The organism is Rhizobium albus (assembly GCA_030160035.1).
In the GTDB taxonomy this organism is placed as follows: domain Bacteria; phylum Pseudomonadota; class Alphaproteobacteria; order Rhizobiales; family Rhizobiaceae; genus Georhizobium; species Georhizobium albus.
The window spans coordinates 432206-445830 of record BSNO01000003.1; the positions used below are offsets into that span (position 1 = coordinate 432206).

The 13625-nt window shown below is 62.5% G+C and carries 14 protein-coding genes; 5 read left to right on the forward strand and 9 right to left on the reverse strand.

Going from position 1 to position 13625, the window contains the following annotated elements; all coding sequences use genetic code 11:
• Positions 1 to 73 precede the first annotated feature (73 nt).
• The 5 genes from QQL76_RS09885 to QQL76_RS09905 all read left to right on the forward strand — a co-directional run bounded on the left by QQL76_RS09885 (position 74) and on the right by QQL76_RS09905 (position 2971).
• Positions 74 to 664, forward strand: a complete 591-nt coding sequence (locus QQL76_RS09885) for a hypothetical protein (protein WP_499207484.1) — start codon at positions 74 to 76, stop codon at positions 662 to 664.
• 32 nt (positions 665 to 696) lie between these two features.
• The gene (locus QQL76_RS09890; protein ID WP_499207485.1) at positions 697 to 1551 is read left to right on the forward strand and encodes an NAD(P)H-binding protein; all 855 of its coding nucleotides are present in this window, start codon (positions 697 to 699) and stop codon (positions 1549 to 1551) included.
• Between the two features lie 38 nt (positions 1552 to 1589).
• On the forward strand, positions 1590 to 1985 hold the full coding sequence (locus QQL76_RS09895) for a DoxX-like family protein (RefSeq protein WP_499207486.1): 396 nt from the start codon (positions 1590 to 1592) through the stop codon (positions 1983 to 1985).
• A gap of 19 nt (positions 1986 to 2004) precedes the next feature.
• On the forward strand, positions 2005 to 2454 hold the full coding sequence (locus tag QQL76_RS09900; protein ID WP_499208346.1) for a DUF2269 family protein: 450 nt from the start codon (positions 2005 to 2007) through the stop codon (positions 2452 to 2454).
• A gap of 61 nt (positions 2455 to 2515) precedes the next feature.
• A complete protein-coding gene (locus QQL76_RS09905; protein WP_499207487.1) occupies positions 2516 to 2971 on the forward strand; it encodes a hypothetical protein in 456 nt (151 codons plus the stop codon).
• A 51-nt stretch (positions 2972 to 3022) separates the two neighbouring features.
• Here QQL76_RS09905 and QQL76_RS09910 read toward each other — a convergent pair whose 3' ends face one another.
• From QQL76_RS09910 to glgX, 9 genes are all read right to left on the reverse strand, one after another.
• Positions 3023 to 3235, reverse strand: coding sequence for a hypothetical protein (locus QQL76_RS09910; protein ID WP_499207488.1), 213 nt, complete (start codon positions 3233 to 3235; stop codon positions 3023 to 3025).
• Between the two features lie 17 nt (positions 3236 to 3252).
• Positions 3253 to 3453: a hypothetical protein gene (locus QQL76_RS09915; protein WP_499207489.1), complete on the reverse strand. Its 201-nt coding sequence runs from the start codon at positions 3451 to 3453 to the stop codon at positions 3253 to 3255.
• A gap of 48 nt (positions 3454 to 3501) precedes the next feature.
• The gene (locus tag QQL76_RS09920) at positions 3502 to 4014 is read right to left on the reverse strand and encodes a ferritin-like domain-containing protein (RefSeq protein WP_499207490.1); all 513 of its coding nucleotides are present in this window, start codon (positions 4012 to 4014) and stop codon (positions 3502 to 3504) included.
• Between the two features lie 28 nt (positions 4015 to 4042).
• Positions 4043 to 4438 carry an HIRAN domain-containing protein gene (locus QQL76_RS09925; protein WP_499207491.1) on the reverse strand — a complete coding sequence of 132 codons (396 nt, stop codon included), beginning with the start codon at positions 4436 to 4438 and terminating at the stop codon, positions 4043 to 4045.
• Positions 4439 to 4450: 12 nt separating this feature from the next.
• Positions 4451 to 5275, reverse strand: a complete 825-nt coding sequence (locus QQL76_RS09930; protein ID WP_499207492.1) for a manganese catalase family protein — start codon at positions 5273 to 5275, stop codon at positions 4451 to 4453.
• A gap of 238 nt (positions 5276 to 5513) precedes the next feature.
• On the reverse strand, positions 5514 to 7913 hold the full coding sequence (gene treY, locus QQL76_RS09935; RefSeq protein ID WP_499207493.1) for a malto-oligosyltrehalose synthase: 2400 nt from the start codon (positions 7911 to 7913) through the stop codon (positions 5514 to 5516).
• On the reverse strand, positions 7910 to 9736 hold the full coding sequence (gene malQ / locus QQL76_RS09940) for a 4-alpha-glucanotransferase (RefSeq protein ID WP_499207494.1): 1827 nt from the start codon (positions 9734 to 9736) through the stop codon (positions 7910 to 7912). The genes treY and malQ overlap by 4 nt, the downstream gene beginning before the upstream one ends.
• Complete coding sequence (gene treZ / locus QQL76_RS09945; RefSeq protein ID WP_499207495.1) at positions 9733 to 11526, reverse strand: malto-oligosyltrehalose trehalohydrolase; 1794 nt, start codon at positions 11524 to 11526, stop codon at positions 9733 to 9735. The genes malQ and treZ overlap by 4 nt, the downstream gene beginning before the upstream one ends.
• Positions 11526 to 13625 (reverse strand): glycogen debranching protein, encoded by a 2100-nt coding sequence (glgX, locus tag QQL76_RS09950; protein ID WP_499207496.1) that lies wholly within the window; start codon positions 13623 to 13625, stop codon positions 11526 to 11528. Before glgX ends, treZ begins: the two co-directional genes overlap by 1 nt.

Genomic DNA, 13625 nt, shown 5'->3' on the forward strand with positions numbered 1-13625 from the left:
CGTCTAAACGCGATTTCCAGGAACATGCGCCTCGACATCATGTTGGGAGAGCCACCAATGATGGAGTCCGAGCATGGCAAGACTGCTTTTCGGTGCACTGGCAGGCGTCGCAGCAACAGCCGCGATGACCCTGACCATGAACCGGCTCTTCAAGAGCCTTACCGACGAAGATCGATACGCTCTTCCCCCGCGCGAACTGGTTGGGGCAGCGGCCCACGGGCTTGCCCATGAAGAGACAGACCAGTCGGAAGGCCCACCGTCTGGAGATCCGAAAGCTTCGTCCTCGACGCAAGCCATTGCCGCGCATTTCGCGTTCGGCGCGGCAACCGGCGCATTGTTTGCGGCGCAACCGAGGAGGGACGTTGCCACGGGAACCCTCTATGCATTGGGCGTGTGGTCAGCGAGCTACCTGGGCTGGGCTCCGGCTTCGAGATTGCTGCGCCTCGCAACTCAACATCCCGCGAAGCGCAATGAATTGATGCTCGGCGCACATGTCGTCTGGGGATCGACGCTGGCCCTCGTGCTCACTGGCATAGAGGGCGCAGCGCGCAACTCCTTTGCTGCGCGCGGTCGGCCACTCGCCGACGAGACGCCACGTCAGAATCGTCGCTTAGAAGGCCGAGGGCCATCTCCGGCGCAGCCGAACCGGTCATCTGCTCGATGACCGAAACGATGTCGCAAACCGGAGCGGACCGCATGATCATTGTCATCGCTGGCGCAAATGGTCTGATCGGTTCGGCGATCGGTGCGCGACTGGCCGCAGAACATACGGTCATCGGCGCAGTCCGACCTGGAGCGGCAGGTCCCCTTCCGCTCTGGATGGGTCGCCGTGTGGAGGCCGATGCGTCGGCGTCTCCGGAAGAATGGCGCAGCATCGTCTCGGGAGCCGATGCCGTGATCAACTGCATGGGATCGTTGCAAGACGGCTGGGGACCGCTCAATTCGCTCCAAGTGGTTCACCTGCGCGGTGCAGAAGCGCTATTCGACGCCTGCGAACAAGCTGGCGTCCGACGTGTCATCCATTTTTCTGCGATCGGCGTGGATCGGCAGCAATTGTCCGATTTCTCCAGAACGAAGCGCGGTGCCGAAGAGGCTCTGGCCACGCGGGACCTAGAATGGGTCGTTCTTCGGCCCTCGGTCGTTCTGGGTGAGCCCGTTTTCGGCGCGAGCGCGCAGTTTCGGGGGCTTTCGGCTTTGCCGATCTCGATGGTTCCTCCAGACGCAGGCGCGTTGCAGGTGGTGCAACTCGACGATGTGGTGGAGACCGTTCAAGCCCTTCTGCACCGTCCAGACATTTCCCGACGTGCTTTCGATCTTGCAGGGCCCGAACAGCTCGCATTCGCCGATGTGGTCGATCTTTACCGGCGTTGGCACGGCTGGAGCCCGGCTCGCCCCTGGCGCGTCCCCAGGCCGATCATGAAGCTGGCCTTCACCTTCGGCGATTTTCTGGGGACGCTCGGCTGGCGCCCGGCACTTCGCAGCAATGCTTCGCGCGAACTGGTGCAGGGCGCTGTGGGGACAATGCTCCGTGGCGGGATGCTCTTGGCATAGAACCTCAAAGCCTGTCGGCCGCGCTCACTGCCCGTCCGGTGACAGTTCAGGACCGGTGGTTTGCCAAGCTCTTTTTCCTGAAGCCGCTCGCGCTGATGACATTCGCGCTGTTCTGGATCGCAACGGGGCTGATTTCCATTGGCCCAGGCTACGAAATCGGCGTCGCGCACATGCTTGCTGGCGGGGCAGGGAACTGGTCGGGTCCCGTGGTGATCGCAGGCGGTCTCGCCGACCTCGTCATCGGCTTGTTGATCGCATTTCGCCGAACCGCCCGGCTCGGCCTCTGGGCCGCGTTCTTCCTGTCGCTCTCCTACGCGGTCATCGGCACGCTCATTTTGCCGGCGCTCTGGATCGAGCCGCTTGGCCCGATGCTGAAGATCTGGCCGATTATCTGCCTCAACCTGTTTCTCCTCGCAACGCTGGAGGAACGTTGATGGACTACTTCATCCTCAAATACACATTATCGGGGCGGCGGTTCTTTTGGGGACCGGGGCCGGCATCGCCTTCTTCATGCTGCTTGCGCACAGAACGGGCGATGCCGCTACGGTCGCGGCGACAGCGCGCATCGTGGTGATCGCGGATTTTGTGTTCACGGCGACTGCCGTTGTCGTCCAGCCGATCACCGGCGTCGCACTGATCTACGTCACAGGATATTCCTTTGCCGAAGATTGGGTGTGGGTCTCCATCATGCTCTACATCGTCACGGGGCTATTCTGGTTGCCAGTGGTGTGGATGCAGTGGCGCATGCGCGATCTTGCTGCTGAGGCCCAAGCGTCGGGTGAGCCGCTGCCATTGCTCTACCACCGGCTGTTTTCGTGGTGGTTCGCATCTGGGTTTCCAGCGTTTGCCGCAGTCGCTGCCATCTACTGGCTGATGATCACCCGTCCAATCGACCTCTTTTAGACGCCCTCCAGGCGGAACATCGGGCCGCGCGGCGTCTTTCGAAGATCAAAGGAGCGTTCTCATGGACAGAAATGTCGCCATTCTTGCGGGCACCGGCGCGGCGATTGCCGCCGTCGCAGCCGTCGCAATCGCTGCCAAGCGCGAAGGCACGTCGCCTCTGCGACCGATCAACGCCAGCAGCCACATCGTATGGGGCGAGAAAGCCGGCAAGATTTCGGATCTGGATGCGCGGCACACGGCGCTGGGACTTGCCATCAACGTTGGCGCCGGCTTCTTCTGGGGCAGCGTCATGGCGTCGCTCCGAAGCCGCCGTTCGGATCGCAGTGAAGCCAACATCATGTCGGACGCGGCAACAGTCGGTCTTTTGGCAAGTGTGGTCGATTACGGGATCGTGCCGCGCCGACTGTCACCAGGGTGGGAAAATGCCGTCTCTCCGGCTTCCGTGGTATTTGGTATGGCGTCGATGGCGGCGGGGCTCGCCGCAGGTACGTGGATTGCGGAGCGTCAAAACCGCTAAGCGGGCCAGACGAGGTTCGACATCGAAGCTCGTCTGGCCCCGACAGCGCGATCAGTTCGCGGGTAGCGGCGTTTCCGGTTGATCCACCGGCAGCTCCGGGTCCTGCGGCACGTTTTCCTCCGGCACCGCCCAGGGCTGCGTCTCGGTTTCGAGCCGCCCTTCGGTGGGCCGGTCGTTGTCGACCCCGCCTCGCCCGAGATACCAGACAAATCCGCCTATGATGATGGCCGCTGCCACGATAGCGAGGAGTGTTCCTCTAGCCATTTGTTGGACCTCTGCTTTCAAGGAGTATTGATGTCGCCGACGGCGCTCGGCGGGGTGTCCGAAACATCTTCCGGAGCATTTGCTTCGTCGCTGCTCTCGATCCGCACCGGAGCCTCGTTCAAAGCCGCATCCTGACGGGATGTCAGCATGTACGCTGCCACCGCGCCGATGAAGACGAGGCCCGCCACAATGAAGATCACGTCATATCGCTGTCTCATGGTGCCTCCCACGGGGTCAGCCAAGGTGCTGGCCCCACTGCCGGGTGATCAGGCCCGCGCACTGCGGGCAGTTGTATCGGCTTCACGGGAGAGGAACTGGCGCGTGATCGCATCGCTGTGCTGCTGCAACCAATCCGCCATGGCGATCTCTTCTTGCAGGATGCGCTCGCAGACCGACCGTGTCTGCTGGTCACCTGCTGCTTCTGCAGCTGTCACGAGGATGCGGTAGGAGGCGATTTCCATCTGCTCGAACGCGTAGCTGAAGAGCACCGTCTTGACGACTTCGTCGCCGGCCATGGCCTTGCCCATGTCCTGGAACATCGCACTGGTCTTCGCCATCAGATCCTTGGTCGTGGACGTGCTGGTGCCGCGTCTCTCCAGACATTCCTCGAGCAGCTTGCGCTGGTTCGTCGTCTCGTCCTGGTGCTGGCGGATCCGGTTTGCGAGATCCGGATAATCCTTCAGGCGGTCCGATGCAGTGGAGAGCATGGTTTCTGCCTGCTCTTCGGCAGCATGGGCATCGCGGAGCCAGTTGTTGAGATAATCGTCAATGGTGGTCATTGGAAATCCTTTCAATGATTTCGAAGTTTCAGTTGGGTACCAGCGGCGCTGCGTGAACGCTGACGGAGAGCTCGATGCCACTCCGTCCCGCGGCCGTTACGGTCGCCCCGAGCGCGAACCCCGCATCCATAAGCGGTGCGAGTATTCGCGACTGGTCAGTCGGCAGGTAGCCGATCGGTTCAGCGTCAGGCGCACGGCTGACGCTGATGGAGTTTGTGTCGTATGTCCGAGCAGGTTGCCGCTTTAGCCAAAGCGGCTCACCTGTCCGTGCGGCTACGTCGCCAGTCCAGCGAGAGACATAGCTTCGCAGTTCGGCAGGTTGGGACTGCGGCCGCGCCGCATGTGCGACGGTGTGCGCCGCTCCCGACAGTCCGACAGACGCGGCCCCAAGGCCGGTTGCCGCGAGAAAGATGCGCCTTCGCATGACCACACCCTCCTATTCCTGCTCTGCTTGCGCACCGGAATTGGGTTTTGCGCGTCCGAGCTGAGGCTCTTCGCCGAGCGGCTCCATGGGACGCGTGCTGAACTCGCCATTACCGTCGATCGAGGTGCCGGAGGACCAGCGACCGGATGCGGGTTCACTGTCGTCCTTCTTGAAGCCCAGATAGGCGTAGCTGAATTCCTGGTTTTCCTCCTCCTGCGGGAAGGAGTTCGGAATGGGCATCACGTTTTCGAGGCCGCCCAATTCTTCGATGGCTGCCATCCACTGGTTCTGGTGCATCGTGTCGCGGGCAATCAGGAAGGAGAGCATCTCCTTCATGCCCGGGTCGTCCGTCATGTTGTAGAGCCGGACGGCGAGGGCTCGACCGCTCGATTCTGCCGTGACATTTGCCAGCATGTCGGCGCCGATGTTGCCCGATGCGTAGACATGGGAAGCGTTGAACGGAACGCCGTTGCTGTTTTCCGGCAGGGCTGCCAGTCCCGTCGAAAGGATGTGGCGCATGTTCATGCCGTTCAGCACGGAACCGCCGACAGCATCGCGCGATACATCCTCCTGGATCGACAGCGGAGCGTTCTCAAGATTGAGCGCCACAGCCGTCGCCAGCATTTCGATATGGCCCAGCTCTTCGGCCGCCGTATTCAGAAGCAGATCCCGAAATTTGGGGTCTCCGCGGGCGCCCCACGCCTGAAACATGTACTGCATAGCAACGCGAATTTCGCCTTCCACACCGCCAATCGCCTGCTGAAGTGCACGCGCAAAGAGTGGGTCAGGTCGCTCCACTCTTACAGGAAACTGCAACTTGCCGTCCGTGTAGAACATCGAAATCTCCAATATCTCTGTAGGATTGCGGCGACCCAACAGATCGATCCGCCGCATGTTCCGAGAAAAAGAGGGATTGTTGCAAAGAAGATAATCGGTGTCTGAGTGATGAAGTGAAAGAACAACCTCGCGTCGCAGCTGCTCATCGAAGCAGTTGATGAGAGAAAGCATTCGCCTTCGCGCCGTTTATAAACATTATCTATTCAAGGGCCTGCTGCACTTGCAGGCTGGGCTGCTGCTACTTGTCCGAGGACAGAACGACGATCGGCCCGTCCTGGAAGAGCCGCGTCAGGGTGATGTCGCCCTTGAGACTGACCCTGCGGCGCGTGAGGAGATTCCTGAAGCCACCTTCCAGCCCCGTTTTCAGAACGGTGTCCTGCCAGATCTCAGGCGGGATCAGCTTGCCATCGAGAAGCGAGCCGGCGTGGCGTGGCACGGCGACGATCACATCGCTTTCCTCAAGGCGTGTTGCGAAAGCAAAGCAGTGTTGCTCCAGAGTGCCTTTGCTCGCAAGAGCCCGATAGGTGGCGGGCAGCGTTTCCGTCCTCAGCGACAGCAGAGACTTGATGATGATGGACTTCGCATTGGGCTGGAGCCAGTTCTGCCAGGTAAGCGGCGTTGACCGGTTGAGGTGCTGGATCTTTTCGAACGGGATCGGGCGGCGGTTATCTGGATCGACGAGGCTATCATCGAAAAGCTCGGTTCCCTGATAGATGTCGGGCACGCCGGGCAGCATGAGCTTGATGGCCGTCTGGGCGAGGCTCGTGAGCCATGCAGCCGCATCGAGAGCCGACATGAACGCCCTCATATCTTCCGCGAACCGTCCGCTGCGTTCGAAGAGAAGGTCGTCCAGAAAATCTTGCGCCTTTTTTTCGAATGTCAGGTCGGGCTCCAGCCAATTCGTATCGCTTTTCGCTTCCCGCAAGGCTTTCGTCAGATAGGGACCAAGGCGCTTTTGAAGATCGGCGACATCCGCCAAGGGCGCATCCAGCCGAGGCCAGAGCCCCACAAGCGATTGAAGGACGAGCCATTGCACATCCAGCGGCGGCAATGCAGCATCCTGCCGGCACCATGCACGCGCCAACTGCTCGAATTCGGTCGCAAACTCGCTCAGCACATAAAGGCGCGCCCGTGCATCCTCGCCGCGCTTCGTGTCGTGGGTCGCTGTCGCGCGCATGCCCCGAGGCTGATGTTCCACCAGCCGCGCCAGCCGCTCGTGGGCTCCAGCCGATGATGTATCATAGGCGTCCGCAGCGTGGCCGCCCACCTCGTTGCCGGCGAGAAAGCGCACGTCACGATAGAAGAGCGTATCCTCGACGGACTTGGCCATGATCGGTCCGGTCAGCTGCTGGAAGCGCGTGCGAAAGACATCGGAGCCATCTGACAGCAGAAGCGAGGCGACGGCATCGACATGGCTTTGGTCCGCATGCCGTGCCGCCGCACCGATCATCGTGTCAATGATCGCGCGGTCCTTCGGTGTCAGTTCCTGTGCCGTGACATAGGTGCGATAAACCGGTGCGGCGCAAAGCAGTTCCTCAACGGCGCGCTGGAGGGGCTCGCGCTGCTTCCCGAGATGCTCTGTCGCGATGTCCACAAGCGTTGTCGTCTCGCCTTCGAAATTGTGCGTGATCATGCGCAAGCGGATCTCGCGCAGAGCTTCGCTTTCGTTGAACGGAACGCCCGTCAGCTGGCCAAAGGCGTCGCTCAACGCGTGTGCGCCTTCCGCATCGGTAAAAAGCCGCGTCATGGCGGGAATGAATTCGTATCCGGTCGTCCCGTCGACGGGCCATTCCGCTGGCAGCTGCTCATCACCGGCCAGGATCTTCTCCACGACGAGATAGGCATCCGGGCCGATCGCGGAGCGCAACCGTTTGAGATAGGCGGTCGGATCGGCAAGACCGTCGACGTGGTCGATGCGCAGACCGTCGATCTGGCCGCCATGCAGCAGGTCCAGAGCAAGGCGATGGCTTTCTCGAAAGGTCTCCTCCTCTTCGACCCGTACACCGATGAGGCCTGTCACTTCGAAGAAGCGACGGTAGGACAGCGTGCGTCGTGCCTCCTTCCAATGCATCAGTTCGTAGTGCTGTTCGGCGAGAAGCTCCTTGATGTCGACCGCATGGGCATGCGCCGCACGTTCCGGCGAAAGCGGGAAAAGCTGGTCGAAATAGGCGATGTGACCCGTTCCCGTCGCGTCGCGTTCCAGGTGAAGTTCACCATCAGCGAGAACCGCCTCGAGCGGCTGGCCGAGAACGGGAAGCGTGATGGGGCGGGACCAGTCGACATCGAAATGCCGAGCATGGGGGCTGGCCTCGCCTTGCCGCAGCACATCGTTCCACCAGGGGTTTTCCGGCGATGCAGCCATGTGGTTCGGCACGATATCGAGGATGAGGCCAATCCGGTGCTCCCGCAGAGTTTGGACCAACCGGTCGAACCCGTCGCGCCCGCCGAGCACAGGGTCGATTTCGTTATAGTCCGTGACGTCGTAGCCGTGGGTGGAATCGGACGCAGCAGTGAAGATCGGCGACGCATAGAGATGGCTGATGCCGAGTTCTGCGAGATAGGGAACGAGGCTGCAGGCTTCTTCGAAATCCATTCCGTTGCGGAACTGCAAACGGTAGGTGGAAGTAGGAAAGTTCATGCGCGTCGTCCCGCATTCATGGCCGCGGCGACTGCTTCGAACACAGGATCATCCGCGAAGTCTTCAAGGGTCAGCGAACAACGCATCCGCCAGTTTGGATAAGCGTCTGTGGTGCCCGGCACATTGGTGGGGCTCGTTTCGCCCGAAAGATCGGCAAAGCGGACGACCGCGAGCGCAGAGGGCGCCTTGGCGATGGCGCCATGCGCGGCAGAGACGATCTTGAGGTAGGCCTCACTCCCGGCACCTGATGACACATCGCTCGGCGACAGATGCAGAAGATCTGCGAGCGCTGTGCGCTCCGTCGCACGCTCGACGCGGTGCTCCTCGGCCTGCGCCGCGCTCACCAGGCCAAAGCGGGCCCGCATCTCGATATCGAGGCCCCGCAGCCAGCCTTTCAGCGTCGGCAGATCGTGCGTGGCGAGGCAGGCCAAAGCCATCGGCGCATAGTCCGCAATCGGCGTGAACGCATCATCGGTCTTTTCGAAGAACAGCACCTTGTAGGCGAGGATGCGGGCATCTTGCATCAGATCGCGGAAGCCGGGCGGCACGATCCCCAAATCCTCGCCGATCACGATCGTCCGATGGGTCTCCGATAATTCTGCCAGCAGCGACAGGATGGCCTGGATCGGCTGTCGCACATAGGCACCATCCTTGGGCGTCTTGCCGTCCGGAACGAGGAAGATCTGCCAGATGCCCATGGCATGATCGAGCCGGATCGCGCCCGCATGGCGCATCGCTGCCTGGTAAGTCGCGCGCAAAAGGTCAGCATTCGTTGCCCGCAGGCGAAGCGGCGATAAGGCCGTCAGCCCCCAGTCCTGCCCACCGGCGGTGAACATGTCGGGCGGCGCGCCGACCCGTGCGCCGTCGATGTAATCCCGGCGATAGCTCCATGCGGCCGAGCCGTCCGGCGCTTCCCCGACCGCCATGTCAAGATAAAGCCCGATGCGCATGCCGGCGTGACGGGCCGCATCCGCTGCATCCTTGAGCTGCCGGTCGGCGATGAACTGCAGCCAGGCGTGAAAGCGGACGTCGCTCTCATGTGCCGCCTCGAAATCCCGGACGGCATCTCCATCCGGGTCCTGCCGGTCGACAGGCCAATCGAGCCATCCGGCCGAACGCCCCTCGGCGACCATGTGCGCCGACAGCGCCTCGAACAGGCTGTGCCGATGAAGCGCCTCGCCTCCAGCTCGCAGAAACGACTGAAGCGCGGGGTCGCTGTCGGGGCGGCCGCTCTCCCAGATCTGGCGCAGCACCCGCAGTTTGAGCGCGGCGACACTCCCGTAGTTCACGTGACCGGCCGCGCGCAGCGTTGAAATGATCGCCAGATCCGACGTGTCTGGTTCGAAACCTTCGACGGCATCGACCGCGATGTAGAGCGGATTGAGGAAGAGCCGCGAGGAAGGCGAAAACGGGCTGCACCGGTCGGGCTCACTGAGAAAGAGCGCGTGAAGCGGGTTGAGCCCGACAAAGTCCGCGCCGGCCTTGGCTGCGATTTCGACGAACCGTGCGAGATCCCGGAAGTCTCCGATCCCCCAATTGGCGTCCGACCTCAATTCGTAAAGCTGGAGCGCAACGCCCCAGGCACGCTCGGTGCCGAACCACGCCGGTACGAAGCAGCGACGCGCTGCCTGTGTGGGCAGTTTGAGCGGTGCCGGTGGGATGGCGTAGCCAGCATCATCTGCGTCAGCTTCAAGCCCTATTGCAGCAAGGATCGATCCGATCGTTTCCGGCGCGAGATCGTCCGGCCAATTGCCGTCCTCGTCGGGCGGCGCGACCAGCCCATGGTGGCGCGCCAGGCGCTGGAGTTCCGCATCCGCGATCATGACGACGTCCACGCGATGGAGACTGTGTAAGGCCCAATGGTGCCGTTCCCGATTTCGCCATGGGTGAAGATCGGGTTTTCTGGCCAGTCGGGTGCAGATCGGGGCTGATCGCCGAGATTGGCGACGAGCGAAAGGCTGCCTTCGGAAAAGCGCCAGGAGACAACGAGCATCGTCTCGTCCGCATGCTGGACAAGCCCGCCTTGCCACTCTGTTTTCAATAGCGGCACGATCTCTCGGCTACGCAGGGCAAGCAGTTTCTGCCAGAAAGACAGCCAATACGCACCGTCATCCGAACCGCGCGCATTCCAGTCGATGCGGGACGCCTCGAAGGTGGCGAGATCATTGGGGTCGGGGATGTGGGCGAGTGCCTCGCCGTCATGCCCGAAGGCGGCAAAATCGGCAAATTCCCGCCTGCGGCCCTCACGCACCGCATTCGCCAAGTCGCCTTCGAAATCCGTGAAGAAGCAGAAGGGCCGTCTCTCTCCCCACTCCTCGCCCATGAAGAGAAGCGGCACATGGGGCGACAGTGCTAGGATCACCGTCAGGGCTTCGACCATCGGCTGCGGCGCGAGCGACAGAAGCCGTTCGCCGAAGGCGCGGTTGCCGACCTGGTCGTGGTTCTGCAGGAAATCGATGAAGGCTGTCGGCGGCTGCCCGGCGCTCGGCTCGCCGCGCTTTTCGCCTGTCACATGCGACGTCTCACCCTGATAGCCGAAGCCCTCGGCCAGGATGCGCGCGAGCATAGGTATGCGGTCCTTGGCGAAGTCGCGGTAGTAGCCGTCGGTCTCGCCGCTTGCGATCACATGGGCGACGTTGTGAAAGTCATCGTTCCATTCTGCGGTGAAGAGCGACGGCTGTCCGGCTTCGTGGTGCGGATGAAGCGCGACGATGTTGCGATTGTCCTCCGTCATCAGATGGATGTGTCGCTCTGGAAGAGAGCGCCGCACCTCCGCGGCCAGCGCCACGAGAACCTCGGGTTCACTCTGGGGGTCACGCACATGATCGATCGCGTCGAGCCGCAACCCGTCGAAGCGGAACACGTCCAGCCAGTAGAGCGCGTTCTCGATGAAGAACCGCCGGACGGGCTCGCGCTGATAGGCGATCGCGGCGCCCCAGGGTGTCTGGCGCGCTTCGTCGAAGAAGCTTGAAGCATAGGCGTTGAGGTAATTCCCCTCTGGCCCGAAGTGGTTGTAGACGACGTCGAGGAAGATCATCAGGCCATGTGCATGGGCCGCATCCACCAGGCGCTTGAGCTCGTCCGGTGTGCCGTAGGCCGGGTGCGGGGCATAGGGCAGCACCCCGTCGTAGCCCCAGCCGCGATTGCCCGCGAATTGCGCCACCGGCATGAGTTCGATCGCCGTGACACCGAGTGCTGCCAGATGGGGCAGCCGGTCGATGATCGCGAGGAACGTGCCTTCTTCGGTGAACGTGCCGACATGCAGCTCGTAGATCACGGCCTCGGCGAAGGGCCGCCCGCGCCCGTTCTCGTTCTGCCAGTGATAGAAGTCGTGATCGACGACGAGCGAGGCATCATGCACGTCGCCCGCCTGCGCCTGGGCTGCCGGGTCTGGCACCGCCTGGCCTCCCGGCAGGACGAAGCTGTAGCGAGCGCCGAGGGCGACATTTGCGACGATCGCTTCATGCCACCCGTCCACGTCGCGGGCCATGGCGATGTCTTCATCGTTCAGCCGCAGCGTCATGGCATTCGCATCGGGAGCCCAGATGCGAAAGGACGTGCGACCGTCCCCCATGACGCTCGGTCCCCAATTCCGCTTGCGCCCATTCTGCATCATCGGCTCCTTGCCAGGAGGATGAGGGCGCGGCCGGGGCAGTCGAGATCTCCCAGATGGCGGCCTGGCTCTCGCTCTGTTTCACCGTCCGTGTCGTCCATTGTGGCCTGATAGGTGGAAAGCACCTCCACCCACTCCTGCGCCGGCGCGCCCGGCAATGCATGGAACCGAACCGGCTCGTGATGCGCATTGAAAAGGATCAGCAATTGGTCGTCGTCGGTGCCGCAGAGAAGCAGGCCGAAGGAGCGCGTGTGCGGCGCGTCCCAATCTTCGGGCTGCATGTCCTCCCCGTCCGGGCGGATCCACCGCACGTCCGGCGCACCATCACGTGTCCCGTTGCCATGGAGGAAGCGCGGTTGCCGCAGGAGCGGATGGCGCCGGCGAAGGGCGATCACCTGCTGCACGAATTCCATGAAGGCCTGCTCGCCCAGGCCGCGGTCTTCCCAGGAGAGCCAGTTCATCGCGTTGTCCTGGCAGTAGGCATTGTTGTTGCCGCCTTGCGAGCGTCCGATCTCGTCACCCATCAGGATCATCGGCGTGCCCTGCGAGAACAGAAGCGTCGCGAGCATGTTGCGGCGCATCTGGTCGCGCAGTGCGAGAATGTCCGGATCGTCGGTCGGTCCTTCCACGCCCCAGCTGGCACTCAGATTGTGGGAGTGGCCATCGGCATTGTTCTCGCCATTCGCATCGTTGTGCTTGTCGTCATAGGCGACGAGATCGGCGAGCGTGAAGCCGTCATGGGCAGTCACGAAGTTGATGCTCGACCAGGGCCGCCTGCCGCGCTTGTCGAACCGGTCGGCCGAGCCCAGGAGGCGCGCAGCGAGTTCCGGGGCATGGGCCTCGTCGCCGCGCCAGAAGCCGCGCACCGTGTCGCGGTAACGGTCGTTCCACTCCGCCCAGCCGGGTGGGAAGTTGCCGAGTTGATACCCATCGCTGCCGGTATCCCACGGTTCGGCAATTAGCTTCACCGCTGAGAGAAGTGGATCCTGGCGCACCGCATCGAGGAAGATGGCGTTCGGATCGAACATGTCGCGGTCGCGCCCGAGCGTGCTCGCAAGATCGAAGCGGAAGCCGTCCACATGGCATTCGCCGACCCAGTAGCGCAGCGAGTCCATCACCATCTGCAGCACGCGGGGATGGCGCATGTTCACGGTGTTGCCGCAGCCCGTCGTGTCGAAGAAATAGCGCGGGTCGTCGCCGAGCAGGTAGTAGCTCGCATTGTCGATGCCCTTGAAGGACAGCGTCGGTCCGAGGTGGTTGCCTTCCGCCGTGTGGTTGTAGACGACGTCGAGGATGACCTCGATGCCGGCATCGTGCAGACGGCGCACGAGCAGCTTGAAGTCATGGATCGTGCCACCGGGCGCGATGTAGCGCGGCGCCGGCGCGAAAAAGCCGATCGTGTTGTAGCCCCAGTAATTGCTGAGGCCCTTCTCCACGAGATAGCGGTCGTCGAAGAAGGCCTGCGTCGGCATGAGCTCGACCGAGGTCACGCCGAGATCGACCAGGTGATCGATCGTCCGCGGATCGGCAAAGCCTTCGAACGTGCCCCTGATATGGGGCGGCAGATCGTTACGAAGCGCCGTCATGCCCTTCACATGCGCCTCGTAGATCACCGTCTCCGACCAGTTTGCATGAACCGGCCTGTCGGCACCCCAGGTGAAGGCCGGGTCGACCACGACGCATTTCGGCATCACGAAGGCGGAATCGCGCCGGTCGAAGGAGAAGTCTTCGCGGTGATGGCCGACCCGGTAGCCGAAGAGCGCGTCGTGCCAGCGGATCTCGCCGTGGAGCGCGAGCGCATAGGGGTCGAGAAGCAGCTTGTGCGGGTTGAACCGATGCCCTGCTTCGGGCGCGTAGGGTCCGTCGACGCGGTAGCCGTAGAGCTGTCCAGGCCGCACGTCCGGCAGATAACCGTGCCAGACCTCGTCGGTATATTCGGGAAGAGGCACGCGATCGATTTCGCGGCGTCCGGCGCTGTCGAACAGGCAAAGTTCCACCTTGGTGGCATTGGCGGAGAAAAGGGCGAAATTGACGCCCGACCCGTCCCAACTGGCACCGAGCGGATAGGGAAGGCCGGGCCGCACGATGCGTTTCGCCAT